General features: G+C 73.3%; 27 protein-coding genes and 1 pseudogene. 11 read left to right on the top strand and 17 right to left on the bottom strand.

What is annotated here, in order from left to right; genetic code table 11:
- Positions 1-312: 312 nt before the first annotated feature.
- Positions 313-783, bottom strand: a pseudogene (locus tag MILUP08_RS37245) (LppU/SCO3897 family protein); the annotation flags it as partial.
- A gap of 516 nt (positions 784-1,299) precedes the next feature.
- Between MILUP08_RS37245 and MILUP08_RS00820 the strand changes: the two are divergent.
- Positions 1,300-2,304: an EamA family transporter gene (locus MILUP08_RS00820; protein ID WP_007453791.1), complete on the top strand. Its 1,005-nt coding sequence runs from the start codon at positions 1,300-1,302 to the stop codon at positions 2,302-2,304.
- Between the two features lie 10 nt (positions 2,305-2,314).
- Entirely contained in the window at positions 2,315-2,944 is a 630-nt protein-coding gene (locus MILUP08_RS00815; RefSeq protein ID WP_007453790.1) for a prepilin peptidase, read from the top strand.
- A gap of 198 nt (positions 2,945-3,142) precedes the next feature.
- On the opposite strand, the gene MILUP08_RS00810 is transcribed toward MILUP08_RS00815, so the two are convergent.
- The 5 genes from MILUP08_RS00810 to MILUP08_RS00790 all read right to left on the bottom strand — a co-directional run bounded on the left by MILUP08_RS00810 (position 3,143) and on the right by MILUP08_RS00790 (position 9,845).
- Positions 3,143-6,337: a UvrD-helicase domain-containing protein gene (locus MILUP08_RS00810; RefSeq protein ID WP_039905024.1), complete on the bottom strand. Its 3,195-nt coding sequence runs from the start codon at positions 6,335-6,337 to the stop codon at positions 3,143-3,145.
- Positions 6,338-6,398: 61 nt separating this feature from the next.
- Positions 6,399-7,649 carry a metallophosphoesterase gene (locus MILUP08_RS00805; protein ID WP_007453788.1) on the bottom strand — a complete coding sequence of 417 codons (1,251 nt, stop codon included), beginning with the start codon at positions 7,647-7,649 and terminating at the stop codon, positions 6,399-6,401.
- A gap of 13 nt (positions 7,650-7,662) precedes the next feature.
- Positions 7,663-7,917, bottom strand: coding sequence for a MoaD/ThiS family protein (locus MILUP08_RS00800; protein ID WP_007453787.1), 255 nt, complete (start codon positions 7,915-7,917; stop codon positions 7,663-7,665).
- 3 nt (positions 7,918-7,920) lie between these two features.
- The gene (moaA, locus tag MILUP08_RS00795) at positions 7,921-8,934 is read right to left on the bottom strand and encodes a GTP 3',8-cyclase MoaA (RefSeq protein WP_007453785.1); all 1,014 of its coding nucleotides are present in this window, start codon (positions 8,932-8,934) and stop codon (positions 7,921-7,923) included.
- Complete coding sequence (locus MILUP08_RS00790) at positions 8,931-9,845, bottom strand: fructosamine kinase family protein (RefSeq protein WP_039905111.1); 915 nt, start codon at positions 9,843-9,845, stop codon at positions 8,931-8,933. Before MILUP08_RS00790 ends, moaA begins: the two co-directional genes overlap by 4 nt.
- A gap of 152 nt (positions 9,846-9,997) precedes the next feature.
- Between MILUP08_RS00790 and MILUP08_RS00785 the strand changes: the two genes are divergently transcribed.
- Positions 9,998-11,044, top strand: a complete 1,047-nt coding sequence (locus tag MILUP08_RS00785; RefSeq protein WP_007453782.1) for a DUF4192 domain-containing protein — start codon at positions 9,998-10,000, stop codon at positions 11,042-11,044.
- Between the two features lie 152 nt (positions 11,045-11,196).
- Here MILUP08_RS00785 and fdhD read toward each other — a convergent pair whose 3' ends face one another.
- Entirely contained in the window at positions 11,197-12,063 is an 867-nt protein-coding gene (gene fdhD / locus MILUP08_RS00780) for a formate dehydrogenase accessory sulfurtransferase FdhD (RefSeq protein WP_007453780.1), read from the bottom strand.
- Positions 12,064-12,195: 132 nt separating this feature from the next.
- Between fdhD and mobA the strand changes: the two genes are divergently transcribed.
- The 3 genes from mobA (at position 12,196) to MILUP08_RS00765 (ending at position 14,431) form a co-directional block, all read left to right on the top strand.
- The gene (mobA, locus tag MILUP08_RS00775) at positions 12,196-12,864 is read left to right on the top strand and encodes a molybdenum cofactor guanylyltransferase (protein ID WP_007453778.1); all 669 of its coding nucleotides are present in this window, start codon (positions 12,196-12,198) and stop codon (positions 12,862-12,864) included.
- A complete protein-coding gene (locus MILUP08_RS00770; protein WP_007453777.1) occupies positions 12,861-13,145 on the top strand; it encodes a DUF6457 domain-containing protein in 285 nt (94 codons plus the stop codon). Before mobA ends, MILUP08_RS00770 begins: the two co-directional genes overlap by 4 nt.
- Positions 13,146-13,327: 182 nt before the next feature.
- Complete coding sequence (locus MILUP08_RS00765) at positions 13,328-14,431, top strand: T3SS (YopN, CesT) and YbjN peptide-binding chaperone 1 (RefSeq protein WP_007453775.1); 1,104 nt, start codon at positions 13,328-13,330, stop codon at positions 14,429-14,431.
- A 3-nt stretch (positions 14,432-14,434) separates the two neighbouring features.
- On the opposite strand, the gene MILUP08_RS00760 is transcribed toward MILUP08_RS00765, so the two are convergent.
- Positions 14,435-15,391, bottom strand: coding sequence for a zinc-binding dehydrogenase (locus tag MILUP08_RS00760; RefSeq protein WP_007453773.1), 957 nt, complete (start codon positions 15,389-15,391; stop codon positions 14,435-14,437).
- Between the two features lie 60 nt (positions 15,392-15,451).
- Positions 15,452-15,913, bottom strand: a complete 462-nt coding sequence (locus MILUP08_RS00755; RefSeq protein WP_007453771.1) for an Lrp/AsnC family transcriptional regulator — start codon at positions 15,911-15,913, stop codon at positions 15,452-15,454.
- Positions 15,914-15,972: 59 nt separating this feature from the next.
- On the opposite strand from MILUP08_RS00755, the gene ddaH reads away from it, so the two are divergent.
- Positions 15,973-16,806, top strand: coding sequence for a dimethylargininase (gene ddaH / locus MILUP08_RS00750; protein WP_337588088.1), 834 nt, complete (start codon positions 15,973-15,975; stop codon positions 16,804-16,806).
- A 76-nt stretch (positions 16,807-16,882) separates the two neighbouring features.
- Here ddaH and MILUP08_RS00745 read toward each other — a convergent pair whose 3' ends face one another.
- Both MILUP08_RS00745 and MILUP08_RS00740 read right to left on the bottom strand, forming a co-directional pair.
- Positions 16,883-18,070, bottom strand: a complete 1,188-nt coding sequence (locus tag MILUP08_RS00745) for an ABC transporter substrate-binding protein (protein WP_007453766.1) — start codon at positions 18,068-18,070, stop codon at positions 16,883-16,885.
- A gap of 79 nt (positions 18,071-18,149) precedes the next feature.
- Entirely contained in the window at positions 18,150-18,947 is a 798-nt protein-coding gene (locus tag MILUP08_RS00740) for an alpha/beta hydrolase family protein (protein ID WP_039905109.1), read from the bottom strand.
- Positions 18,948-19,031: 84 nt separating this feature from the next.
- Between MILUP08_RS00740 and MILUP08_RS00735 the strand changes: the two genes are divergently transcribed.
- On the top strand, positions 19,032-19,634 hold the full coding sequence (locus tag MILUP08_RS00735) for a bacterial proteasome activator family protein (protein WP_039905022.1): 603 nt from the start codon (positions 19,032-19,034) through the stop codon (positions 19,632-19,634).
- 8 nt (positions 19,635-19,642) lie between these two features.
- Here the strand turns inward: MILUP08_RS00735 and MILUP08_RS00730 are convergent, their stop codons facing one another.
- The 3 genes from MILUP08_RS00730 to MILUP08_RS00720 all read right to left on the bottom strand — a co-directional run bounded on the left by MILUP08_RS00730 (position 19,643) and on the right by MILUP08_RS00720 (position 22,239).
- Complete coding sequence (locus MILUP08_RS00730; protein WP_007453760.1) at positions 19,643-20,455, bottom strand: HAD family hydrolase; 813 nt, start codon at positions 20,453-20,455, stop codon at positions 19,643-19,645.
- A complete protein-coding gene (locus MILUP08_RS00725; protein ID WP_007453758.1) occupies positions 20,455-21,276 on the bottom strand; it encodes an HAD family hydrolase in 822 nt (273 codons plus the stop codon). The genes MILUP08_RS00730 and MILUP08_RS00725 overlap by 1 nt, the downstream gene beginning before the upstream one ends.
- Positions 21,277-21,519: 243 nt before the next feature.
- Positions 21,520-22,239, bottom strand: coding sequence for a hypothetical protein (locus MILUP08_RS00720; RefSeq protein WP_007453756.1), 720 nt, complete (start codon positions 22,237-22,239; stop codon positions 21,520-21,522).
- Between the two features lie 174 nt (positions 22,240-22,413).
- On the opposite strand from MILUP08_RS00720, the gene MILUP08_RS00715 reads away from it, so the two are divergent.
- The 3 genes from MILUP08_RS00715 to MILUP08_RS00705 all read left to right on the top strand — a co-directional run bounded on the left by MILUP08_RS00715 (position 22,414) and on the right by MILUP08_RS00705 (position 24,207).
- Entirely contained in the window at positions 22,414-22,845 is a 432-nt protein-coding gene (locus tag MILUP08_RS00715) for an OsmC family protein (RefSeq protein ID WP_007453754.1), read from the top strand.
- A 154-nt stretch (positions 22,846-22,999) separates the two neighbouring features.
- On the top strand, positions 23,000-23,347 hold the full coding sequence (locus MILUP08_RS00710) for a metallopeptidase family protein (protein ID WP_193376559.1): 348 nt from the start codon (positions 23,000-23,002) through the stop codon (positions 23,345-23,347).
- Between the two features lie 137 nt (positions 23,348-23,484).
- Positions 23,485-24,207 (top strand): AIM24 family protein, encoded by a 723-nt coding sequence (locus tag MILUP08_RS00705; protein WP_007453751.1) that lies wholly within the window; start codon positions 23,485-23,487, stop codon positions 24,205-24,207.
- Positions 24,208-24,251: 44 nt separating this feature from the next.
- Here MILUP08_RS00705 and pheA read toward each other — a convergent pair whose 3' ends face one another.
- The 3 genes from pheA to MILUP08_RS00690 all read right to left on the bottom strand — a co-directional run bounded on the left by pheA (position 24,252) and on the right by MILUP08_RS00690 (position 26,294).
- The gene (pheA, locus tag MILUP08_RS00700; protein ID WP_039905106.1) at positions 24,252-25,208 is read right to left on the bottom strand and encodes a prephenate dehydratase; all 957 of its coding nucleotides are present in this window, start codon (positions 25,206-25,208) and stop codon (positions 24,252-24,254) included.
- A gap of 10 nt (positions 25,209-25,218) precedes the next feature.
- Complete coding sequence (locus MILUP08_RS00695; protein ID WP_337588087.1) at positions 25,219-25,821, bottom strand: hypothetical protein; 603 nt, start codon at positions 25,819-25,821, stop codon at positions 25,219-25,221.
- An 83-nt stretch (positions 25,822-25,904) separates the two neighbouring features.
- Positions 25,905-26,294, bottom strand: coding sequence for an ACT domain-containing protein (locus tag MILUP08_RS00690; RefSeq protein WP_007453745.1), 390 nt, complete (start codon positions 26,292-26,294; stop codon positions 25,905-25,907).

Below are 26,294 nucleotides of genomic sequence, written 5' to 3'. Positions count from 1 at the left end.
CCCGTACCCGCCGGGCGCCTGCGGGGCCCACGGCGTCGCCGGCTGGCCTGGGGTGGGCCCGGCGGGTGGGAACGGCCCCGGTGGCGCGTCCCACTCCGCGGGCTGCGGTGGCGGGCCCCACTGCGCGGGCTGCGGCGGTGGACCCCACTGCGGCGGCTGCGGTGGCGGCGGTGGCGGCGGACCCCACTGGGGGACCGTCGGATCGACCGGGGACGGGCCGTCGGGGCCGGTCGGCGAGGGCTGGTACGGGTCGTCCGGCTGCCCGGAACCCGATGGTCCGTAGGTCGTCATCTCATCCCCAGGGGTGGGTGGTCAGCGCTGCTTCAGGCAGAGGACGAAGTCGAGCGTGTCCAGCTCGCTGTCGAAGAAGTACCAGTTGGTGTAGCCCTCGACCTTGGCGCACTTCGCCTCGGCGTCGCGTTCGCCGCTGGTCGCGCCGTCGATCCGCCGCAGCACCTCGTACGACTTCGCCGTGCAGCCGCTGATCAGCAGCTTGGGCTTGCCGCCGGCAGCCCCGTCGTTGCGCACACACTGGCCGACCTTGACGAACCGCGGGTCGGCCGACGACTCAGGCGCCGCGGCGCTCGGCACCGGCTCGGCCGGCGCGGTCACGTCCGCGCTGGGCTGCCCGACACCTGCCGAACCGGTCGGAGCGGCCGCCGGGGCGACCGGGTCGTCGGACCGGCCGAGGAACCAGTACGCGCCGCCACCGGCGAGAGCCAACAGCACCACGACGGCCACCACCGCGATCAGCGGCCCCTTGCCGCGCCTCGGCGGCTCGGGTGAGGGCTCGCCACCGTACGGGCCGCCGTCGGGCCGGTAGGGCTCCCCGCCGTACGGAGGATTCGCCTCGGCCGGCCGGTACGCGCCACCGTAGGGCGCCCCGGCCTCCCCGCCGTACCGTCCGGTGCCGTAGGGCGCGGCTGCCGGCTCGCCGCCGTACGGCGCACCGGACGGCTCCGCCCCGTAGGGGGTCCCGCGCTCGCCGCCGTACGAGGGCCCGCCACCGTAGGGCCTCGCCGGTGCGCCGCCGTACGGACCGTCGCCGTGGGACCCCTGTCGCTCCTGCGGGGCGGGCGGGTAGGACTGGACCGTCGGCGGGTAGGGCTCGGGGCCCGGCGGATAGGGCTGCTGCGGCGGCCGGCCGGGCGTCTCGTCGGGCCGTTGCCCACGCCACGGGCCTCGGAAGCCCTCACCCGGTGGTCCGTAGTTCGTCATGCCGCCCTCCTGCACATGTGGTGAGAGGCCGGCCACCAATGCGCGACGCCGACTCCGAGGTCACCGTAGCGTGGTCCACCGATGAGCTCATCTCCACCGAGCGCCGCCGCCCTGTCCGGCCGCCGCGCCGCCGCCGCGCCAACCCTGGTCTGGACCGCTTTGATCGTGGTCTACGTGCTGTGGGGCTCCACCTATCTGGCCATCCGCGTCGCGGTGGAGACGCTGCCGTCGCTGCTGTCGGCCGCCCTGCGGTTCGCCGTCGCCGGCCTGGTGCTGGCGGTGGTGCTGCGCCTGCGCCGAGGGCCGGGCGCGCTTCGTGTGCAGCGTCGGCAGCTCGGCTCCGCAGCGTTGGTCGGTGTGCTCCTGCTCGCCGGTGGCAACGGCCTGGTGGTGCTCGCCGAGTCCGGGCCGCCCGGGGTGGCGGTGCCGTCCGGAATCGCGGCTCTGCTGGTGGCGACCGTGCCGCTGCTCGTGGTGCTGCTGCGCTCCGCCACCGGGGACCGGCCCGGGGTCTGGACGTTCGCCGGGGTCACGCTCGGCTTCGTCGGGCTGGTGCTGCTGGTGCTGCCCGCCGGCAGCGCGGACGCGGTGCCGCTGGTCGGCGCGTTGACGGTGGTCGCGGGTGCCGTCACCTGGTCGGTCGGGTCGTTCCTGTCGGGACGGATCCGAATGCCCGCCGATCCGTTCGTCGCGACGGTGTACGAGATGGTGGCCGGCGCGGTGGTCCTGGCCGTCGTCGCCGCCTGCCGGGGCGAGCTGGGCGAGTTCCACCCCACGACGGTCAGCACCCGGTCCTGGCTGGCGTTGGGCTACCTCATGGTGGCCGGCTCGCTGGTGGCCTTCACCGCGTACGTCTGGCTGCTGCAGAACGCGCCGATCTCGCTGGTCTCGACGTACGCGTACGTCAACCCGGCGGTCGCCGTGGGGCTCGGGGCGCTGCTGGTGGCCGAGCCGATCACTCCGCGGGTGCTGCTCGGCGGGGCGGTCATCGTCGCCGGGGTGGCCCTGGTGGTGACCACCGAACGCCCCCGTCGGACGGGCGCGGGATCACGATCGGGGACCGCGTCGACGGCCGACCGGCGGTAACGTCCGGCCCATGTCGGCCGCTGGGCTGGTGGGGGTGGCGTTGCTCGGTGGGGCGGTCGGTGTCGTCGTACCCCCACTGGCCCGGCGCTTCACGACCATGCCGGCCCGGCTGCGGCGTGGCGCCTGGTCGAGCCCACCGGTGGCGGCCGTGGTGTTCGTGGGGCTCGCCGTCGCGCGGGGTGACGACCCGGCGCTGCCGGTCCTCCTCGCGGTGGCGGCGGTGGGGCTGGTGCTGGCCGTGGTCGACCTGGCCTGCCTGCGGCTACCCGACCCGCTGGTCCTCGTTGCCGGGCTGCTGGCCCTCGCAGGGCTGAGCGCTGCGGCGCTGCTGGCCGGCACTCCCGGCCGGCTGCTCGGCGCGCTGGGGGGTGCGGCGGTCGCGGGCGCGGCGCACGTGCTGCTGGCCCTGCTGCCGGGGTCCCGGCTGGGCTTCGGGGACGTGAAACTCGCAGTCGTCCTCGGCCTGCCGCTCGGTTGGTTGGGGCGGGACGCCCTGCTCACCGGGCTGCTCCTGCCGCACCTGCTGCACGGTGCCCTGGTCCTCGGTCTGCTCGCGGCGCGGATGGTCCGACGCGACACGCTGGTGCCCGTCGGCCCGGCCCTGCTGGCCGGCGCGTGGCTCGCCGTGCTCCTCGGCTGACCGGCCCGGATCGCTTCACCGACGCGCTGCTGCCGGTCCCAGCGGCGGCGGGGCAATCACCATCAGTGACCTCGCCTGTGGCGCTCGTCCGCACGAGCGCCATACCTCACAGTCATAACTATGACTCTGAGGTATACCGCTCGTTGGCATGAATGGGCCCGAGCGCGCCACGCCGACGGCGCCCAGCCGCCGGGTGGCTCAGATCAGGCGGAGTTGGCGATCCTTGGGGCGGCGTGGTTCGGCTTCGCCGAACCGCTCGAACAGGCCCGGGTCGATCGTGGCGAGGAACGGCGACGGCGCGCAGTCGCGTTCCGCGCCGTGGCGGGTGCGGCGGGCGGCGTGGCTGACGTACAGCCGGTCCTGGGCCCGGGTCACGCCGACGAAGAAGAGCCGGCGCTCCTCGGCGACCGCGTCCTCGTCGGGTGTCGAACCCGGCCAGCGCAGCGGCAGCAGCCCGTCCTCGACGCCGACCAGGAAGACCACCGGGAACTCCAGGCCCTTCGCGGCGTGCAGGGTGAGCAGGGTGACCGCCTCGGCGCGCGGGTCGAGCGCGTCCACCTCCGCGCCGGTGGCCAACTGGGACAGGAACGCCTCCAGGTCGTCGCCGCAGCGGCGGGCCAGCGGGGTCAGCAGGTCCACCGCCGAGCGGACGTCGTCGGGGCGGACCGTGGTGCCGGCGCCGTCCAGGGTGGGCACCGCGAACCGCTCCGCGACCACCTGGCCGGCCAGCCGCACCCGCGCGGCCAGTGAGCCGGCCAGCCCGTCGGCGTGCCGCAGCTCGCGGGCGATGGCCGCCACGCCGGGCCGGTCCCGCAGCCGGTCGTGCGAGCGCTTCTGCACGGGGATGTTGGCCCGGGTCAGGGCGTCCACGATCGGGGCGGCCTGCGCGTCGGTGCGGTACAGCACGGCGATGTCGGAGAACGACAGCGAGGTGGACCGGCCGTCGATCCGGCCCGAGTCCAGGGAACGGTGGGACAGACCGCCGACCAGCTCGTCGACGGTGCGGACCACGAAGTCGGCCTCCTCGGCCACCGACGCCGCCGGGTACCGCCCGACGAGGGGGGCCTCCGGGTCGAGCCGCGCCGGATCCAGCCGCCGCCCGCGGACCAGCGAGGACGGCGCGATGGCCTGCACGGCGGCGGCCAGGATCGGGGCCGACGAGCGGTAGTTGCGGTTGAGCCGGACCAGTCGGGCGTCCGTGAAGTCCTGCGAGAAGCGCAGGAAGTAGCCGACGTCGGCGCCCCGGAACGAGTAGATCGCCTGGTCCGGGTCACCGATCGCGCAGAGGTTGCCGTCGGCGGGGCTGAGCAGCCGCAGCAGCTCGTACTGCACCGCGTCCACGTCCTGGTACTCGTCGACGAAGATCCACTGCCAGCGGTCCCGGTACCGCTTGACCAGCTTGCGGTCGGCCCGCAACAGCTCCACCGGAAGGCTCACCAGCTCGTCCAGGTCGACCAGGTCCTGCTTGCGCAGCAACGCCGTGTAGGCGGCGCCGTCGTCGCCCGCCTCCGAGCGAGCCGCTGCCCGCTCGGCGTCGTCGGCGATCCGGAACCCGGCCGGCAGGCCCGCCGCGTCGGCGTTCTCCCGCAGGATCGTCAACCCCAGCGCGTGGAACGTACCCACTGTGACGTCCTCGGCGACCGGGCCGAGCAGACCGTCGAGGCGGTGCCGCAGCTCCTCGGCCGCCCGCCGGGTGAACGTGATCGCGAGACAGTGCTCGGGAAAGACGTTCAGCTCCGCGCACAGGTACGCGATCCGGTGGGTGAGCGTCCGGGTCTTGCCGGTGCCCGGGCCGGCCACGATGAGCAGTGGCCCGCCCGGCGCGGACGCCGCCACCCGCTGCATGGCGTCCAGGCGGTCCAGCAGGCCGGTGCCGACCTCCTCCATGCCGGACAGCATCGGCTCGAACGGTTCGTGCGGTGACGGCGGCGACGCGATCGGGGGCGCGGGCGTGGGGGCCGGCTTGCGCTTCGGCTCCGCCCTGGCCGCCGCCGGGCGCTTGGCCGTGGCCCTGGCCGCCGGCTCCGGGGGTCGCCGCTGCGCCGGCACGGGTACGTCGAACAGCGTCTCCTGTGCCGTGCCGGCGCCCGTACCCAGCTCCGCCGGGTCGAACAGGGTGATCACCCCGTACTCGCCGTCGTAACCCGGCACCCGACGTACGTCGCCACGCCGCAGCCGCCCGATGCCCTCGGCGAGCAGTTCGCCGCCGGCCTGCGCGATGTCGGGCAGCGGCGTCGCGGTCAGGATCTCCAGCTCGGGGCCGAGCGCGGCGAGCAGCTCGTTGAGTCGGCCCTCGACCTTCTTCGAGCGGGCGCCCACCTTGTTGATCTCGCCAAGGATCTCGGCGAGCGGCACCAGGTGGGTGACGTCCCGGGCGTGCGCCGGCCGGTGCCCCTCGGGGCGGTCGGCCAGCTCCTCGATCCGGCTGAGAACGCCCACGGTGAGGGGCTTGCCGCACTCGGGGCAGCGTCCGCCGGCGGCCCGGGTGCGCTCCGGGGTCCAGTTGACCCCGCAGAGCCGGTGCCCGTCCGCGTGGTACTTGCCCTCTTCCGGGAAGAACTCGATGGTGCCGGCAAGGCCGTCGCCGGTACGCAGCGCCTCCCGGACGGCGAAGTAGTCCCGCTCGGCGGTCAGCACGGTGGCCTCCCGACCCAGCGCCGGCGGCGAGTGCGCGTCCGAGTTGGAGACGAGCTGGTAGCCGTCCAGGCTGCCGACCCGCCAGTTCATCGCCGGGTCGGACGACAGGCCGGTCTCCACGGCGAAGATGTGCTCGGCCAGGTCGGCGTAGCAGTCGGCGATCGCGTCGAAGCCGGACTTCGAGCCCAGCGCGGAGAACCACGGCGTCCAGATGTGCGCCGGCACGAGATAGCCGTCCGGGCTCGCCTCCAGGGTGATCTCCAGCAGGTCCCGCGAGTCCAGGCCGAGGATCGGGCGGCCGTCGGAGCCGAGGTTGCCGATCCGGCCCAGCGCGGTGTTGAACCGGGCCACCGACTCCAGGTCGGGCAGGTAGATCAGGTGGTGCACCTTGCGGGTCCGGTCGTCCCGCTTGTAGATGGTGGAGATCTCCACGCTCAGCATGAACCGGACCGCGTCCGCGTCGGTCGTGCCGGCGAGTCGCGGCGGCAGCCGGCGGGCGATGTCGCGCTCCGCCTCCGGGGCGAGCCGGTAGAGGCCCGGCTCAGCCGGCCGCAGCGTCTCGGTCAGATGGTCGTACCAGGCGGGGTGGGTGAAGTCGCCGGTGCCGAGCAGCGCGATGCCCTTGCGCCGCGCCCACCACCCGAGGGTCGGCAACGTCAGGTCACGGCTGCACGCGCGCGAGTACTTCGAGTGGATGTGCAGGTCCGCGACGAAGGGCGGGAGGCCACCGGGGGGTACGGCGCTGAACGGGGGCACGCCGCATCCTGTCACGCCCGCCACGCCGGCCGCCCTCCGCCACGCGCGGACGTGACGTCCGCTATGCCGAGCGCAACTCGACGAGGCTGATCTGCGGCTTGGCACCCACCCGCACCGGCGGGCCCCAGAAACCGGCGCCGTTTGTCACGTAGACCTTCGTGCCGTCGACCTCGCCGAGACCGCTGACCACCGGCTGCGCCAGGCCGACGACCAGGTTGAACGGCACCACCTGCCCACCGTGGGTGTGCCCGGAGAGTTGCAGGTCGACGCCGTAGCTGGCCGCCTGCTTCGCGGCGAGGGGCTGGTGCGCGAGCAGGACGACCGGGCGACTCGGATCGCGGTCACCGAGGGCGGCGGCGAAGTCCGGCCCGGCGGCGAGGCCGGTGCCCGCCGGGTCGGCGTCCAGGTCGTTCACGCCGGCCAGGTCGAGCACACCGCCCCGGGCCTGGATCTCCTGCCGACGGTTCTGCAGCACCCGCAGGCCGAGACGGTCCACCTCCTGGACCCACTCCTCCACCCCGGAGTAGTACTCGTGGTTGCCGGTGACGAAGAAGCTGCCGTACCGGGAACGCAGGTCACGCAGCGGCGCGGCGGCCGGGCCCAGCTCGGCGACCGAGCCGTCGACCAGGTCACCGACGACCGCTACCAGGTCCGCGTCGAGACGGTTGATCGCGGCGACGATCCGCTCGGTGTGCGCCCGCCCGCGCAGGGGGCCGAGGTGGATGTCCGAGACGGTGGCGATGCGCAGGCCGTCCATGCTGCGCGGGAGCTTGCTCAGGGGGATCTGCACCCGGTCGAGTTGGGGCGGGCCGAGCGCCGTGCGGACGCCGTACCCCGTGATGCCGGTGGCGGTGAGGCCGGCGAAGATGGCGGCTCCGCGGGCCAGCAGCAGGCGGCGGGCCGGGTCGTGGTCCGGTGCCGTGACGGCGCCGGTGGCCGGCGGATCGGCGGGCCCGGCGGCCCCGACCAGCACGGGTTCGGGCGCGGCGGTGGTCGGCTCGGCGGCGGTCACCCGGCGGCGCAGCACCAGCCGGGCGACGAGCATCGGCGCTTCCAGCACGACGAGCGTGACCAGCAGGTAGAACATCACCGCGAGCCACAGGTAGCCGGGCCAGGCCAGCCAGTAGAGGCCGGCCTGCGTGCCGACGAGGGTGGCCGGCACGAGGACCGCCAGCACCAGGGCGGCGATCCCGCCGGCCCGCCGCCAGCGACCCGGCGTGGTGGTGTCCCGGATGAGGCGCTTCCACAGGTAGAGGTGGATGAGACCGGTGACCAGCGCCAGGACGCCCATGAACCCCAGAACCGCCAACATGTGCGCGCCCCCCTCAGCCGCCCGCGAACGGGGGCAGGACATCGATCGTGGCCCCGCCCGGCAGGGGTGCCCGACGATCATGGCAGGCGACGCCGTCCACGAGGAAACTGGCCACCCGCAGCACGGCGGCGAGCCGGTCGCCGTGCCGCTGGGCCAACTCGGTGGTGAGGTCGTCGAGTGACCGGCCGGCGGCAGCGACCTCCTCGGGGCGGCCGGCCGCGGCGCGCGCACCGGCGAAGTAGCGGACGGTAAGCGGTCTCGGCTCCACAGGTCAACCTCCGATCGCGGACATCGGCCGGGTCGGCTGGAGGAAGGTGGGATCGTCGATGCCGTGCCCGGCGCGCTTGCCCCACATCGCGGTGCGCCACCGCTGCGCCACCTCGTCGTCGGTCGCGCCGCCGCGCAGCGCCGCCCGCAGGTCGGACTCCTCGGTGGCGAACAGGCAGGCGCGGATCTGGCCGTCGGCGGTCAGCCGCGTGCGGTCGCAGTCGCCGCAGAAGGGCCGGGTCACGCTGGCGATCACGCCGACGCGGGCGGGGCCGCCGTCGACCAACCAGGTCTCGGCCGGCGCCGCGCCGCGTTCGGTCGGGTCCGGGCCGAGATCGAATTGGGTACGCAGGGAGGCCAGGATCTCCTCGGCGGTGACCATCGTGCTCCGGTCCCAGCCGTGCTGCGCGTCCAGCGGCATCTGCTCGATGATCCGCAGTTGGTAGCCGTGGTCGAGCGCGAAGCGGAGCAGGGCCGGTGCCTCGTCCTCGTTGACGCCGCGCATCAGGACCGAGTTGATCTTTACGGGGTCGAGCCCGGCGGCGGCCGCCCCGGCGAGCCCCGCCAGCACCGCGTCGAGGCGGGGACGGCGGGTGAGCTGGGTGAACCGGGCCGGGTCCAGCGTGTCCAGCGAGACGTTCACCCGGTCCAGGCCGGCCGTGCGCAGCGCGGGCGCCAGCCGGTCCAGACCGATGCCGTTCGTGGTGAGCGAGATCCGTGGGCGGGGGTCGAGCGCGGCCACCGCGGTCACGATGCCCAGCAACCCGGGCCGGATCAGCGGCTCCCCGCCGGTGAACCGCACCTCGGTCACGCCGAGCCGTTCGACGGCCACCCGGACCAGCCGGACGATCTCCTCGTCGGTGAGCAGCTCCGGGCCGGCCAACCAGGGCAGCCCCTCGGCCGGCATGCAGTACGTGCACCGCAGGTTGCACTTGTCGGTGAGGGACACGCGCAGGTCCCGCGCGACACGGTCGTACCGGTCGACAAGGACGCCGTCGGTGCGTGGGGCGACACTCACCGGTCGACCGTAGCGCGCTCGACGCTGCCCAGGGCGGCTCGGGCGAGTTCGACGACCGCATCGCGGTAGACCCGGCCGAACAGCGCGGTGTGCACGAGCAGCAGATGCAGCTGGTGCAGCGGCACCCGCTCGCGCCAACCGTCGGACAACGGCCAGCTCTCCCGGTACGCGGCCAGCACCCGATCCAGGTGTGCGACGCCGCCGAAGAGCGCCAGTTGGGCGAGGTCGGTCTCGCGGTGCCCGCCGTGCGCCGCCGGGTCGACCAACCAGGCCCGCTCGTCGGCGCCCCACAGCACGTTGCCCGGCCACAGGTCGCCGTGGACCCGGGCCGGCGGCTCGTCCCCGCCGAACTCGCCGATCCGGTCGATCACCTGCTCGACCAGCGCGGCGTCGCCGCTGCTGAGCGCACCGGCGTCGACCGACAGCCGCAGGTAGGGGGTGAGTCGACGCCGGGCGAACCACGTCGCCCAGGGACCCTCGTCGAGGGTGTTGTCCTGCTCGAGCGCGCCGATGAAGCCGGCCCAGGCCGCACCGAAGGCCGGCGCGCCGGTCCGGTGCAGGGCGGCCAGCTCCCGACCGAAGCGTTCGGCTGCCTCCGGCGTCGGCTCGCCGGGCTCCACCCAGTCGAGCGCCAGCAGGTCGGGCAATGCCACGATCACCTCGGGTACGCCTATCGTGTCGGCCTCCCGCAGCCAGCGCAGCCCGGCGGCCTCGGCGGCGAAGAAGCCCTCGGGCACCGGTCGGTCGGCCCGCTCCGGCCAGGACTTGGCGAAGACCGAGTGACCGTCGTCCAGGGTGAGCCGGGCGGCGGCGCAGATGTCCCCTCCGGCGACCGGCGTCTCGCGGAGTCGCTGATGGGTCCGGAACGTCGGCAGGTGTGCCGGGTGCGCGCGCAGGTACGCCAGGTCCATCAGCGCACGGTAGCCGCTGCCCATGACAGCGCGATGCCGTGCGCGGATGTCGAAACACGTCCACCTGCATGAATACGCTCCGTAGCTGTGGATGAGCCGCGTGTCATCCACAGGGGCGGCGCGGCCGGGTGGGTCCGCCGCAGGCTGCCGACATGACCTCGACCGAACGTGCGAAGCTCTCCGTCCGCTCACCCGCCGACCTGCTCGCCGCCGTGCCGTACCTGCTCGGCTTCCATCCCGCCGACAGCGTGGTCGCGGTGGCCCTGCGCGGCCGGCAGATCATCTTCGCCGCCCGCGCCGATCTGCCCGATCCGTCCACGGACCCGGTCGACCGCGCCCGACACCTGGCCGGGGTGATCAAGCGACAGGGCGCGGATGCCGCCACCGTCGTGGGGTACGGGCCACCCGACCGGGTGACCCCGAGCGTGGACGCGGTCCGGGCAGCCCTGACCGGCGCCGGCCTGGAGGTCCTCGACGCGCTGCGGGTGACCGACGGCAGGTGGTGGTCCTACCTGTGCACCGAGGCGGACTGCTGCCCACCCGAGGGCCGGCGCTACGACCCGACGGCCAACCCGGTGACCGCGTCCGCCGTGTTCGCCGGCCAGGTCGCGCTCCCCGACCGGGCGGCCCTCGCGGCGCAGGTGTCGCCGGTGGACGGCCCGGCCCGCGAGGCGCTGCGCGCGGCCACCGTGCGGGCCGAACGGCGACTGGTCGAACTTCTCGAGCAGGCGCCCGACAGCGACCTCCTCGGCGGGCGGGCCCTGCGCTCCGCCGGGGTGGCGGCGGTCCGCGAGGCGCAACGCCGACAGCGGCGCGGTGAGCGGCTCGACGACGACGAGGTGGCCTGGTTGAGCCTGCTGCTGGGTCACCTGCCGGTGCGTGACCACGCCTGGGAGCGCACCGACGGTCGCGACCGGGACATCGCCCTCTGGACCGACGTGCTGCGCCGCGCCGAGCCGGAGCTGACCGCCGCCCCGGGCGCGTTGCTGGCGTTCGCGGCCTGGCGAGCGGGGCAGGGGGCACTGGCGGCGGTCGCGTTGGAGCGCACGCTGAGCCTGCACCCCGACTACTCGCTGGCCCTGCTCCTGGACGACCTGCTCCGGCGCGGCGTGCCGCCGTCCGAGTTGGACGGCTGGCCGTCGGTCGGGATGCCCGGCGTCGTCCGGCCACGGAAGCGGCGTCGACGTGGCCGGCGCTGACGGGCCCGCCCGGACGCTCGGTAATACCGCAACTTCATGGAACTCGGGGCATCCCCGCTACCGGGATACCCCGTTATCAGCGAACCCGAGTCGATCAAACTCCACTTGTCCAGTCCGGCGACCCGCGAGACCACAGACCTGCGAACGGCTTGTCAGGTCGGCTGGTCGACCGTGATCCTCTGCGGGCCGGCGTAGACGTTCATGGTTCTGCCGCGCAGGAAGCCGACAAGCGTCATGCCCGCCTCCTCGGCCAGCTCGACGGCGAGGGTGCTCGGCGCGGACACCGCGGCCAGCAGTGGCAGGCCGGCCATCCACGCCTTCTGGGTCAGTTCGAAGCTGGCCCGGCCGGACACCAGCAGCAGGTGCCCGGTGAGCGGCAGCCGGCGCTCCCGCACCGCCCAGCCGATCACCTTGTCCACGGCGTTGTGCCGGCCCACGTCCTCCCGGAGCACCACCAGCTCACCGGCCGGGCTGAACAGGCCCGCCGCGTGCAGCCCGCCGGTGCGGTCGAACGCGCGCTGGGCGGCACGCAACCGGTCGGGCAGTTCGGCGAGGAGTGCGGCCGGCACGGTGAGCGGGTCCGCCGTGACGTCGAACAGCGACCGCGTCCGGATCGCGTCGATGCTCGCCTTGCCGCACACCCCACAGGAACTGGTCGTGTAGAAGTTCCGGGACGGGTCGGTGGTCGGTTCCGGCACGCCGGGGGCGAGCACCACGTCCACGACGTTGTACGTGTTCGGAGTCTCCGCGCCCGCGCAGAGCTGGGCGGTCAGCACATCGTCTGTCGACCGGATCAGCCCCTCGGTCAGCAGGAACCCGATCGCCAGGTCCAGATCGTCGCCCGGGGTGCGCATGGTGACCGCGAGAGGCTTTCGGCGGCCGGGACCGGCCGCGCCGACCCGGATCTCCAACGGCTCCTCCACCGCGAGGGTGTCCGGCCGTCGGACGGCTACGCGCCCGTCGACCGCCGCGTCCAGGTCGATCCGCAGTACGCCCCGTCGGTCTGTCGCCCGTCCCATCCCGCCATCCTGCACCCCACCCCGGCCCACCCGCACGGCCGCCGGTCACCAGGCACCCGCCGGCGCACGCTCACGCCGGGCACCCGCCAACGCACTCCAGCAGCGGGCACCAGACCCCGCTACCGTGACCGGGTGGGGACGTACGCCGCGGTGGTGCTCGCTGGTGGGGCCGCCCGACGGATGGGCGGGGTGGACAAGCCCGCGCTTCCGGTTGGTGGCCGGTCGATGCGTGACCGGGTGCTGGCCGCCGTGGACGATGCCGCGCCGCGGGTTCTGGTCGGCCCGGGTGACGGTGTTGCGGACGGTGTCCGGGTCACCCGCGAGGATCCGCCCGGCGGCGGGCCGGTCGCCGCGACGGCGGCCGGGCTGGCACTTCTCGATCCCGACACGACGCTTGTCGCGTTGCTCGCCGCCGATCTCCCGCTGCTCACCCGCGCCGCGATCGGCGACCTGCTGACCCACCTCGCCCCGGCCGGCAGCTCGTCACCCGTCAATCCGGGGAGCACCACTCCGCTGGCCGGCACCGGCACCGCCGGTCCGGAGTCGGTCGACGGGGTCTGCTTCGTCGACGCGGACGGCCGGCGGCAGTCGCTGTGCGGGGTGTGGCGGGTCGCCGCGCTGCGGACCGGCCTGGCCCGGCTGGCCGCCGAGCGGGGCGGCAGCCTGGCCGGTGCTCCGGTACGGGGGCTGTTGGCCGGTCTCGCCGTCCGGGAGGTGCCGTGGGCCGGTGACGGTCCGCCGCCGTGGTTCGACTGCGACACTGACGAGGACGTACGCCGGGCGGAGGAGTGGGTGCGATGACGGTGTTGGACGACTGGGTCACGGCAGCCTGTGCCGAGGTGGGTCTGGACCCGACCGAGGTGCCCGTGTCGGCGGTGCTGGACCTCGCCCGCGATGTCGCCCACCAGGTGCTGCGGCCCGGGGCGCCGGTCACCGCGTACCTGCTCGGGTTGGCCGTCGGCAGGGGTGCCGACCCGGCGGACGCCGCGGCCCGGCTCAGCGCTCTCGCGGCCGACTGGCCGGTCCGGTTGGGCGCCGACCCCGACGATCCCACCGCCCCGTCCGACGATCCCACCGCCTGACCCGACGATCCCACCGCCCGGTCCGACGATCGCACCGCCTGACCTGCCCCGCCGGGGTCTCGTGACCAGGCCGACCCGATGGCGAGCGGTCGGCTGCCGGCCGGCCGGTGTCCGATCCCGGTCCGGGCTGATTCGACGTCCGGACGGCGTGAGTAGGGTGATCGTGACGGACGGAGGCGATCATGACGGCTGACCACCCCTCGGCGCCGGACGGCGAGGCCGGCGGCACATCCGAGCCGGCGGAGTCGATCCTGCTCGACGAGCCCAGCACCACGGACCTGCGCGCCAAGGTGACGGAGGCGTGGCGGGAGTTCGCCCGGATGCTCGCGCTGCGGCTGCGGGAGCTGCCCGCCGGCGCGCACCTCGAACTGACCCTCGACCCCACCGCCTCCGGTACGGGGGATGCCGTCTACTCGATAAGCGTCGACGTGACCGGCGACGGCGGGCTCTCCGCTCGGGCCGTCGGCAACGCCGCCCTGCCGCAGGGCTACCGGCTGGACCGTGCCGCGGTGGCGGACATGGTGGCGCTGGGCTGGTCCCCGCCCGGTGTGGTGGCCGGCTCCGGCGGCTCGTTCGGGCTGGACGGTACGACTGCGGAGGCCGCCCGGATCGCCCCACTGCTGTCCCGCACGCTGCGTGACGTGTACGGCGCCCCGCACCCGGCCTTCCTCGTGTACGTGGTGAATGACGCCGAGGGTGAGCCGTTGACGGTCGAGCCGCTGGGCACCGCGCGCAGCGAGTTCGGGCCGGACTCCGACGTCGAGGGCGACCTGGAGGAGGCGCTGGCCGAGGCGGCCGCCGCGCAGACCGGGCGGGACGACGTGCTTGATCTGGCGGACCGCGTCCGCACGGTGGTGTCCACGATGCTGAAGTCCGACGCCGAGCGGTTGCAGATCGACTCGGACGGTGACATCACCATCCGGGCCGGATCGGCGATGGTCTTCGTGCGGGTACGGGACAATCCGCCCCTGGTGGACGTCTTCTCGCCGGTGCTCACCGAGGTCGAGCCGACCGAACGGCTCTACGTCAAGCTGTCGGAGCTGACCAACCGGATGCCGATCGGTCGTCTCTACTGCGCCGACGACACGGTCTGGGCCTCCATCCCGGTCTTCGGTCGCAACTTCCAGGCCACCCACCTCATGCTGGCGGTGCAGGTGATGACCGGCCTCGCCGACGAGCTGGACGACCGCCTGCACGGCGAGTTCGGCGGCAAGCGGTTCTTCGGTGAGGGTGACAAGCCGGTTCGGCGGGACGAGTCGGAGCACCGCACCGGCATGTATCTGTAGGCGCTAGACCACGTCCAGCAGGGTCTTGCCGACCGTCGCGCGCGCCTCGATGGCGGCGTGCGCGTCGGCGGCGCGTTCCAGCGGGAAGCGCTGGCCGATCAGCGGCCGGAGCTGGCCGGCCGCCGCGTCCGCCAGAGCCCCGATGGTGTACGCCCGCAGTCGCGCGGGAGGCACGTCCGGCCGGATCAGGGTGACCTGGCGTGCGGCGGCGGCCTCCGGCGGCACCGGGGACCACTCGCCGCTGGCCAACCCGAAGCTGACCATGCGACCGCCCGGGTCGAGCAGCTCGAACGCCGTCCGGGCGATCGACCCGCCGACGCCGTCGAGGACGACGTCGACACCACCCAGCGTGTCCCGGATCCGGTCGGCCCAGTCGGGCTGCCGGTAGTCGACCGCCACCTCGGCGCCCAGGTCGGGCAGCAGGTCCACCTTGCGCGGCCCGCCGGCCGCGCCGATCACCCGTGCGCCGGCCCGCGCCGCGAGCTGGACGAGCAGACTGCCCACGCCGCCCGCCGCCGCCTCGACCAGCACTCGGTCACCGGCGCGGACGCCTACCGCGTCGACGAGCATCGCGGCGGTACGCCCGTCGGCCAGCAGTGCCACCGCCGCGTCCAGGGCCAGCCCGGCGGGCACCTCGATCGGCGCGGCCGCGTCCACCACGGCCCGTTCGGCGTACCCGCCGGAGCCGCCGGTGGCGCTGACCACCCGTTGCCCGATGCGGGCAGGGTCGACGTCCGGCCCGACGGCGGCGATCACTCCGCCGACGCCGTTGCCGGGGATCAGCGGTGGAGTGACCCGGAACGGTCCGGGACGCCCCGAGCGCTGCTGTGTCTCGACGAAGGTGATGTTGGCGTGCGCGACGTCGATGAGCACCTGGCCGGGGCCGGGCGTCGGGTCGGGCGCGGGGCCGGGCACCAGCGCCTCGGGACCGCCGAACTCACGTAACCAGATCGCCCGCATGGAATCCCCCTCGTGTCGTGCCAGGCCGCCACGAGTCCAACACCTGAACCGCGCTTGAGGTCAAGCCCGGGTGGACGGCCCGACGCCGGGGGACTCGACCAGCCGGGACAGCACGATGGTGCTGCGAGTGGACGTCACGAAGGACTCGGCGCGCAGCCGTTCCAGCGCCGCCTCCAGGTGGGCGATGTCGGCGGCCCGCAGGTGCACGAGCGCGTCCGCCTCGCCGGAGACGGTGTACGCGCCGACCACCTCCGGGTGCCGGCGGGCGGCCACGCCGATCTGCGCCGGGGTGGTCCGGCCCGCGCAGAACAGCTCGACGAACGCCTCGGTGGTCCAGCCGACGGCCGCCGGGTCCACGACGGCGGTGAATCCCCTGATCACGCCGGTGGCGCGTAGTCGGTCCACCCGACGCTTGACCGCCGGGGCGGAGAGTGACACCCGGGTGCCGATGTCGGCGTACGACGCGCGGGCGTCAGCGACGAGCAACGCAATGATCCGCTGGTCAACGGCGTCTATCTGCAACGTTCCGCCTCTGGGAAGCAATGGTTGTGGCTGTTACCAAAGTTCTACGGTACCTACTCTTGGTGACCGTGAACCAGCAGCGAGTCTCGCGAAAGCGGACATATCTCATGTGCTCGCCCGAGCACTTCGCGGTCGAGTACGCGATCAATCCGTGGATGGACGTGACCACTCCCGTGGACCGGGAACTGGCCGTCAAGCAGTGGGACCGCCTGCGCGAGACGCTTGTCGGTCTCGGCCACCAGGTGCACCTGCTCACGCCGGAGCCCGGCCTGCCCGACATGGTGTACGCCGCCAACGGCGCCTTCGTGGTCGACGGCAGCGTCTACGGCGCTCGGTTCAAGCACGAGCAGCGGGCCGGCGAGGCCGCCGCGCACCACGCGTTCTACGCGGAGCAGAGCTGGCGGTTCGTCGCGCCGAGCGAGACCAACGAGGGTGAGGGTGACTTCGCGTACGTGCCGGAGGCGCACGGCGGGCTCATCCTGGCCGGTCACGGCTTCCGTACCGAGATCGCGGCGCACGCCGAGGCGCAGGAGGTGCTGGGCCGGCCGGTGGTGTCGCTGCGGCTGATCGACCCCCGCTTCTACCACCTGGACGTGGCGCTCGCCGCGCTCGACGACGCGAACGTCGTCTACTTCCCGGGCGCGTTCTCGGCGGCCAGCCAGCGGGTGCTCACCCAGCTCTTCCCGGACGCGGTGATCGCCGATGACGAGGACGCGATGGCCTTCGGGCTGAACCTGGTAAGCGACGGCGCGAACGTGGTGCTCAACAGCGAGGCCACCCGGTTGGCCGGCAAGCTCAAGGCCGCCGGCTACAACCCGGTTCCGGTCGAGCTGGCCGAGCTGAAGAAGGGCGGCGGCAGCGTGAAGTGCTGCATCGCCGAACTGCGGCACTGACCCGAACACTGCCGCGTACGGCAGGGGCCGGCCTCCCGTCGGAGGCCGGCCCCTGCTGCTGCTTCTGGTCGGCGTCTCAGCCGAGCGTGGCCAGCTCGTTGATCAGCACGTTCGACATGACCTGACCGTCGCGCTGCACCTCGCGCAGGTACCACTTCTGCTGCGGCGTACGCGGCTGGTTGAACTGCCAGATGCCGCGCGGGCTGTCGATCTGGCCGATCCGGCCGAGCGCCAGGTTGACCTTCTGCGGGTCGGGCGAGCCAGCGGTCAGCTGGATCGCCTGGTCGAGCACCTGCGCCGCGTCGTACGACGCCATCGCGTAGGTCGTCGGCGTGGCCTGGTGCTTCTTGCGGTAGGCGGAGGCGAAGACCCGGTTCGACGTGTTGTTGAGGTCGGCCGAGTAGTTCAGCGCGGTCTGGATGCCCAGCGCGTCCCGGTCCAGGCTCTCCAGCACGCTGCCCTCGGTGAGGAAGCCGGGCGCGTAGACCGGCCCGGTGAACTGGTCACGCAGTTGCTTGATGAACTCCACGGCGGCCGAGCCGGCGAAGAAGCAGAAGACGGCTGTCGGGTTCTTGCGCAGCGCCTTCTCGATGTCCGCCACGTAGGTGGCCTTGCCCGGGGTCGTGGTCGGATTGGTGTTGGTCACCGGGTCGGCGATGCGCGGGTCGGAGGTGCCGAACTCCTGCCGGAAGCCCCGCACCACGTCCGGGCTGCCCACGTTCTCCGGCACGATGATCGCGATCCGGCCGTTCGCCGGTAGCTGGTCGCGCAGGTAGCGGCCCAGCGCCCGACCGGCCTCGTCCAGCACGTACGACGTACGCCAGATGTAGACGACGCTCTGCAGGCTGCTCGGCGAGGCGTTCGAGCCGATGAGCGGGACCCGGGCCTCCTCCACGGTGTCGCGGATGCCGACCATCACCGCCGAGTTGACCACGCCGGTGAGCGCCAGCACGTTCTGCTTGAGCAGTTGGTCGACGGCGGCCTTGCCGGTCTTGGCGCTGTCACCCTCGTCGGCGGTCAGCAGCTCGACCGGATGTCCGCCCAGTTGCTGGCCGTGCAGGTCGAGGAAGAGCTGGAAGCCGTTGGTGATGTCGTCACCGATGGACTTGAAGCCGCCGGACTTCGGCGCGATCAGCCCGATCTTGATCGGGCTCTTGGGAGCGGCCGGCTTGTCCTCGGTGTCGGAGCCGCACGCGGCGGCGAACCCGGTCGTTCCGAGCGCGGCCAACAGTTGGAGCGCCCGCCTGCGATTCATCTGGGACACCGAGTTCCTTCCAGGAGCGTTGCAGGGCCGAACACCGCCCCTCCGGCGTTCTACCTGCTCGGCGACGCTGCGTCAATGGCTAGTGATCATCGTGCAGGGACCGCAACACGCCGAGCACTCGGGGCCATGCTGAAGACTCCGGGTCGATCAGCCCGAAATGCTCACATCCGGGCAGCTCGACAAGGGAAATATCGGATCCTGCGGCACGAGCCGCCACGACGAAGTCCCGGCTCATCGCCACCGGCACCTGGTGATCCACCGAACCGTGTACGACTACCGTCCGTGTTTGTATCGGTACCAATGATCGTGGGTCGGCCGCCGCGTAGCGGTCCGGGAAGTCCAGTGGGCCGCCGCCGAGCAGCGCGGCCACCGCACCCGAGTCCAGATCCAGCCGGTACGCCGCCGCGAGATCGGCCACCGGGGCCAGGGCCAGCACCCCGCCCACCGTCGACGGCGCGGTGGCCGCCGCGTACAGCGCCAGATGGCCACCGGCGGAGTGACCGATGAGGATCGGCGCGGCCCCGCTCACCCGACCGGGCAGCGCCTCGGCGGCCAGCTCGGGCAGCGCCGCGATCCCGGCCAGCGCGTCGGTGAGCGTGCCCGGCCAGCCACCGCCCGGCTGCCCCGTACGCCGGTACTCGACCTGCGCCACCGGGTAGCCCTCGGCGGCGAGCGCGGCGGCCAGCGGCCCGGTGTGCCGGCGGTCGTACTCCGCCCGCCAGAAACCTCCGTGCACCACGACGACCAGCGGTCGGGCCGGGCCGACACCGGCCGGGCGACGCAGGTCGGCAACCTGGTCCGGGTGGTCGCCGTAGGCCACCGTCAGGTCCGGCGCCGGCGCGGGCCGGGTCAGCACGGCGCGTGGGTCGGCAGGCATGGCGCGACGGTAGCGCGCCCCGCCCGGGTAGTTCGGCACAGGGAGTCGGTCCCGGGCAGCATGGGTCGCGCCCACTGGGTAAAGATGGACCCCATGACCGAAGCGCGCTCCGCTGAGCAGAACGACCAGCCCGGCCCCGACGACTCCGGCCACTCCGGCACCGTGGTGGTGGTCGGTCCGGACGGCCGGCCGATCGGCACCATGCAGACCGATGAGGGGCAGGGTGAGGACCCGACCCGCCTGGTCGAGCAGCCGGCCAAGGTGATGCGGATCGGCAGCATGATCAAGCAGTTGCTGGAGGAGGTCAAGGCCGCCCCGCTGGACGACGCCAGCCGCAACCGGATGCGCGAGATCCACGAGCGCTCGATCGTCGAGCTCAAGGAGGGCCTCGCCCCCGAGCTGCGCGACGAGCTGGAGCGGATCTCGCTGCCCTTCACTGAGGACAAGGCCCCGAGCGAGGGCGAGCTGCGCATCGCGCACGCCCAGCTCGTCGGCTGGCTGGAGGGCCTGTTCCACGGCATCCAGGCGGCCCTGGTCGCCCAGCAGATGGCCGCGCGGGTCCAGCTGGAGCAGATGCGCGGCGGCCGGCAGGCGCTGCCCAGCGGCCCCGGCGGGGTCGTTCCCGGGATGCCTGGCGTCGGCCAGCCGGGCGGCGGTGAGGGCCACAACACCGGTCAGTACCTGTAACCGGCCGGTCAGTCCACCCCGAAGATCTTTTCCAGGTACGCCGCCACGCCGTCCTCGGAGTTCGCCCCGATCACCTCGTCGGCGACCGCGAGGACGGCGGGGTGCGCGTTGGCCACCGCCACGCCGCGCCCGGCCCAACTCAGCATCGGCACGTCGTTTGGCATGTCGCCGAAGGCCAGCACGTCCGCGGCGGCCACGCCGAGCCGATCGCAGTACCAGTCGAGACCGGCCGCCTTGGTCACCCCGGCCGCGGAGATCTCCACCAGCCCCGAGTACGACGAGTGCGTCGCCTCGGCCAACCCCGCCACCGCTGCGCCGATCAGCTCGACGAACGTGTCCGGGTCCTGTTCACCCGCCCGGGCGAGCAGCTTCACCGCCGGAACCGACAGCAGCTCCTCCGGCGTCTCGACCGGTCGGATCCGATCGTGGTCGGCGTCCCAGCGCAGCGGATAGTGCGCCTCGTGCCGCATCTCCCGGCTGTCCAGAACCTCCACCGCGAAGCTGATGTCGGGCACCTCGGCCCGTAGCCTCCGGGCCACCTCGGCCAGGTGCTGCGGCGCGAGCGGGTCGGCCCGCAGCACCTCGTCCCGCACCGGGTCGTAGACCACCGCCCCGTTGGCGCAGACCGCCGGCAGCGGCTCGGTGAGCTGGTCGTACACCATCTGCAGCCAGCGGACCGGACGGCCGGTGACCAGAACGACAGGCGTGCCGCGCACGGTCAAGCGCGCGAGCACGTCGGCCGTGCGCGGGCTGAGCGTGCGGTCGTCGCGGATGAGCGTGCCGTCGATGTCGCTGGCGACCAGCCGAGGGGTGTCTCCCATTACCGGGACAGTAGCCGGTCCAGGTACACCGCCACCCCGTCGTCGTCGTTGCGCAGGGTCACCTCGTCGGCGGCGGCCCGGACGTCGGGGTGCGCGTTGGCCACCGCCACCCGGGACCAGCCTGCCCACTCGAACATCGGCAGGTCGTTGGGCATGTCGCCGAAGACCAGGACGTCGGCGGGGTCGACACCCAGGCTCTGCGCCACCACGGCCAGCCCGGTTGCCTTGTCCGCGCCCGGCGGGCAGATCTCGATGAACCCGAGCCCGGCCTGGGTGAGCGTCGCGACCTGCGGCGGAACGATTCGGCGGGCCACCGCCAGCAGCTCGTCGACGTGGTGGTCGGCGGTCCGGGCGAACGCCTTGATCACGTCGCAGGCGAGGCACTCGGCGCGGCTGCGCGCCTCGAACCGGTCCTGGTAGGGCCAGCTCTCGTGGTAGTCACCCCAGAGCGGGGCGTCCTGCTCGTCGGACGCCTCGACCATCACGGTCAGCGGGCCGACCTCGGCCTCCAGGTCGGCGAGCAGCCGGGCCAGCACCTCGGCGGGCAGCCGCTCGTCGCGGAGCACCACCGGGCCGGTCGGGTCACTCTGGTCGACCACGCGCCCACCGCCGGCCATCACCAGGAAGTCGGCGGCCCGGATGTCGTTGCGGGTCAGCTCGGTCAGTCGGGGGCCGCGTCCGGTCGCGCCGACCACCGGAATTCCGGCGGCCCGCACCCGGTCGAGCACCCCATGGGTGTACGCGGAGACGGTGTCGTCGCTGCGGACCAGCGTTCCGTCGAGGTCGGTCGCGATCAGTTTGGGCAGTCCCGGGCGGGTCATCGTTCCTCCTTCGCCCGCCGCCGTCGCACCTGCCAGGTCCCGGCGTGACGGCGGGCAGCAACCGTACCTCGCGAAACAGCCCTCAACCATGGCTTCCAGGCGAATCGAACACCAACTCGCGGAGCATTCCCCCACCCCCGCGATCGTGCACTTTCCGTCGCCGAGATGCGGTGGAATGCGCCTTCCGCCGGTCCAGAAAGTGCAAGATCGACGGGTCGGCGGGTCGGGGCGGGTCTTCCTGGCTCAGGCGGGGTGTTCGGGGCGGGCGAACGGGGCCGCCGACGTCACGGTCAGGTCGGCCGGGGCGGGCGGGGCGTCCTTCTCGACCGGGTCGAGGTGCCGACGGCGCCAGCCCTGCACGGTCGCGGCCCTGGGCGGGCCGTCCTCGGTCGGCATGCTCGGGGCCAGCCGCAGGGCCGCGGCGAACAGCACGCAGGCCACGAACGCCATCACCAGACCACGGCCGTACGCGACCCGGAAGTTGTCGTCCGCCTCGTAGAAGTAGTTGCGCTGACCGGTGTCGTCGAGCGTCGCCGTCGCCGCCACCAGCAGTGCCAGCAGTGCGCCGCTAAGGGTGAACCCGACCAGTCGGGCGTTCGGCCGGACGGCCGGCGTACCCCGCAGCGCCAGCGCCACGGTGCAGACCAGCGCGAGCAGACCGACCAGCCAGCCGATGCCGAAGCCGCCGACGTCGGACACCCCGGCGGGCACGTCGATCGTCGTGGAACCGGCCGGGCCGCCGTTCGGCAGGGTCATCACCAGCCACTCGCCGAGCAGCGAGGCCACCCCCGCCACCGCGCCGAGCCCGGCGAGCAGCACGGGCAGGCGGGGATCCCGGGTGATGCCGGCCAGGGACCAGCCGAGGCGGCGGGGTCCGGTGGGGGGCTCGTCGGCACCCCACTCGATCACGGCCGGCCCGTCGGACGGGTCGCCCTGCCGTGGGATGGGCAGCTCCTCGGACATCGGCCATCCTTCCGCCGGTCACGGGCCTGCGTCGAATCATGGCACAGAGGCTCGCGCTGGTGGCGCTGCCGAAGCCGCCCGCGTCGCGCCTCCGCGAGGGGTGACGGGAATCGCACGACAGGCGTCGGTGCCGGTCGGTCGCTCGGGAGACGCGTTTCCGCTAGCGTTCTCCTCATGCCTATCCGTACCGCTTCCGCACAATGGCAGGGCAATCTCACCGAGGGTTCCGGCACCGTCCGCACCGGTAAGGGCGGCCTGTCCGGCAACTACTCCTTCAAGTCGCGCTTCGAGGAGGGTGAGGGCACCAACCCCGAGGAGCTGATCGCCGCCGCACACGCCGGCTGCTTCTCGATGGCGTTCTCGAAGGCCCTCGCCGACGCCGGCTCGACGCCCACCTCGGTCGAGACCACCGCCAAGGTCCACCTGGACAAGACCGACGCCGGAATGAGCGTGACCCGGATCGACCTGGAGACCGTCGGCCAGGTGCCCGGGGTCGACGAGGCGGAGTTCCAGAAGCTCGCCGAGGCCGCCAAGGCCAACTGCCCGATCTCCCGCCTGCTGTCGCCGGGCGCCGAGATCACCCTCACCGCTCGCCTGGCTTCCTGACCAACTGATCCGCACGCCGCACGTTCACGGAAGGAGCCTCCGCCCGGTCCCGGGTGGCCGCTCCCTTTCGTGAACGCGCGGACAGCGGGCTGCGTCCCCGAGCACGACGAGCCGGCCGATCGGTCCGGTGTCGGGCACAATGGACGCCGTGCCGGTGGAGATGACTCGCGAGCGCTTCGAGGAGCTGGTTGCTGACGCCCTCGACGAGGTGCCCGAGGAACTGCTCGGCCTGATGAGCAACGTGGTGATCCTGGTCGAGGACGACCCACCGCACACCGAACCCGACCTGCTCGGCCTCTACGAGGGGCATGCGCTCACCAGCCGCGGTTGGGACTACTCCGGGGTGCTGCCGGACCGGATCTTCATCTACCGTCGGCCGATCCTGCGGATCTGCGACAGCGACGAGGACGTCGTCGACGAGGTCGCGGTGACAGTGGTGCACGAGATCGCCCACCACTTCGGCATCGACGACGCACGGCTGCACGCACTGGGCTGGGGCTGAGACCCGGCCGCTTCCCGCGATGCCGGCCGCTTCCCGCGATGCCCGCGCGCGGCACGCCGCTCGGCCGATGGCCCCCGGTTGCCGTGGTCGCCTACCGTCGGAGCAGCGACCGCGACCGTTTTCAGGAGGCACCTTTCATGCGCAGCGAGCTGTTCTCGGCGGAAAATCTGGAGAAGGAGTCCGCGCAGGCCGGCATGCGGCTACAGAACTCCAAGATGTTGAAGATCGAGCTCAACGGCGAGGCGATGGCCCGGGTCGGGTCGATGGTCGCCTACCAGGGCAACGTGCAGTTCCAGGCGCTGGGCTCGGGTGGGCTCGGCAAGTTCCTCAAGCAGAAGCTCACCGGCGAGGGCGTCCCGCTGATGAAGGTCACCGGCCAGGGGGACGTCTTCCTCGCCGAGCTGGCCAAGGACGTGCACATCATCGACCTGGAGCCGGGTGACGCGCTCTCCATCAACGGTTCCAGCGTGCTCGCCTTCGACTCGACCCTCCAGTACGACATCAGGATGGTCGGCGGCGCCGGGATGGCCTCCTCGTCCGGCCTGTTCAACTGCGTGTTCAGCGGGCACGGCCGGATCGCCATCACGACCAAGGGCACCCCGGTGGTGCTCAACGTGGACGCCCCGACGTACGTCGACCCGCAGGCCGCCGTCTGCTGGTCGGCCAACCTCCAGACCGGCTACCACCGGGCCGAGCAGCTCGGCCTCGGCACGCTGCTGGGCCGGCGCACCGGTGAGTCGTTCACGATGAGCTTCGCCGGTCAGGGCTTCGTGGTGGTCCAGCCGTCCGAGGAGCCGCCGGTCCTGGGCAGCGGTCAGCAGCAGCAGGAGGGCGGTCTGCTCGGCGGTCTGCTGAGCTGACCACGCCGGCGGGGCGCTCCCTGATCCGGGAGGGCCCCGCCCGGTCAGCTCAACTCGCCGCTGCGCAGCCGGGCCAGCCAGGCCGCCGCGTCGGCGTAGTCGACATCGGAGAGGCCGGCCGGCGCGGGCACGGGTCGCTCGCCCGCCGCCTCGACCCAGCGGTGTCGGGGGTACGACCCCAGGAAGCGGACGTCCGCGCACACCCGGCGCAGCCCCTGCAACGCCTCGCCCAGGCGTACGTCGGCCACGTGCCCGGTGCAGTCGAGGAAGAAGACGTACCGGCCCAGCGCCTCGCCGGTCGGGCGGGACTCGATCCGGGTCAGGTTGACGCCGCGGACGGCCAGCTCCATCAGCACCGACAGCAGCGCGCCGACCCGGTCGTGGGCGATGTAGACGGCAAGCGAGGTGAGGTCGTCGCCGGTCGGCGGTGGGGGTGGGCCGGGGCGAGAGACCAGGACGAAACGGGTCACCGCGTCGGGGTGGTCGGCGATCTTGTCGGCGAGCAGGGCGAGTCGGTGTCGGGCCGCCCCGATCGGCGCGCAGATCGCCGCGTCGTACTCACCGGACCCGGCGCCGGCGGCTGCCGCGCCGTTGGAGAGCACGTCGACCACCACCGCGTCGGGAACGTGGTCACGCAGCCAGCCCCGGCACTGGGTGGACGCCTGCGGGTGCGCCGCGACCGTGCGGACCGCGGCCAGCGCGGTGCCCGCACGCGCGGCGAGCACGAAGTCGACAGGCAGGATCACCTCACGGGTGATCACCAGCGGCTCGCCCTCGGCCATCTCGTCGAGGGTGACGCCGACCGCCCCGCCGATCGAGTTTTCCAACGGCACCAGCGCCGCGTCGGCATCTCCGGCACGGACGCCGTCCAGTGCCTCCCCGACGCTGCGGGCCGGTGTCCGGGAGCCGTGCTCGGCGGCGGGGACGGTGCGCAGGGCCTGCTCGGCGAAGGTGCCCTCGGGACCGAGGTAGACGAAGCGCGTAGGCGGTGTTCCGGGCATGTCGACCAGACTACGCACCCGGTCGGACCGCCGGACCTTCATCGCAGGCGAGCGTACGGATCCCGGCGGGCCCGGTGGCCCGGACCTCGATGGTGCACACGTCGGTGCCTGCGGTGACCAGTTCCGGGGCGGCGGGTCGACCCCGGGTGACGACCTGGAGCTCCTCGTGCCCGGTCACCTCCACCACGGTGTACTGCCAGTCGCCGGCGCACAGCGGCCCGGTGCGGACCCGCACCCGGACGTTGTCCGGGAGCACCGACGCCCGACCGCGCAGCAGTTGCACCACTCGCTGGCCGGTGGGGCCGTTCCGGCAGGCCGTCGCGACCAGGCCCGGGTCCCGGGTGGCCGACGGAGTGGACAGCGGGGTGCTCGGCACGGTGGACGGCGTGCCCGTCGGGACGCCGGTCGGGCCGGGTGCCGTCGGGGTGCTGACGCCGCTGGGCGCCCCGGCCGGATCGCTCAGCTCGGGAGGGGCGCCGCAGCCGGTCAGCGCCCCGATGGTGAGGAGCGCCAGCAGGGCCCCGGCCAGGGGCAGCGCACGAACCGCCACGGGTGTGATGGCGGTTGTCACCCGGGGTGGGGGCGCCGGGTGGCGGGGCGTGGTGAACGGCACGGGCCGATCCTCGGGACAGGGGAACGTCGTCGCGGCCGGGGTGGCCGAGCCCATCGTAGGGCGAGTGGTCGGCCGGGTGAAGGTCAGCCGAGGACGCGGTGCCCGGCGCGCTCCAGGGCGGCTGTGCCCTCGGTCAACCGGACGGTCGGCACCAGCACGTAGTCGGTGTCGAAGGTGGAGAACGTGACCACGCTGACCCGGGCCGCGGCGAGCGGGTCGACGAGCGCCGCCAGTGTGCCGGTGCCGTCCACGCCCGTCGGGCCGACGACGCGCAGGCAGCGCCAGGTGGTCTCCACCACGGCCTGGGCGGGTACCCGGTCGGCCGGGCAGATCACCGAGATCCCGTCGGCTGTCCAGCTCACCGTGACCACGTCGGCGCGGCCCAGCCCGCTCGACAGTGCGTCCGGCAGGGCGGTGCCGGCACGTAACCGGCACACGGCGTACTCCCCCGGGAGCAGAGCGATATCGAGCAT

The sequence above is a fragment of the Micromonospora lupini str. Lupac 08 genome (assembly GCF_000297395.2).
Classification (GTDB): Bacteria; Actinomycetota; Actinomycetes; order Mycobacteriales; family Micromonosporaceae; genus Micromonospora; species Micromonospora lupini.
Note: the sequence above shows the minus strand (reverse complement) of the source record. Positions and strands in the feature narration are given on the sequence as shown.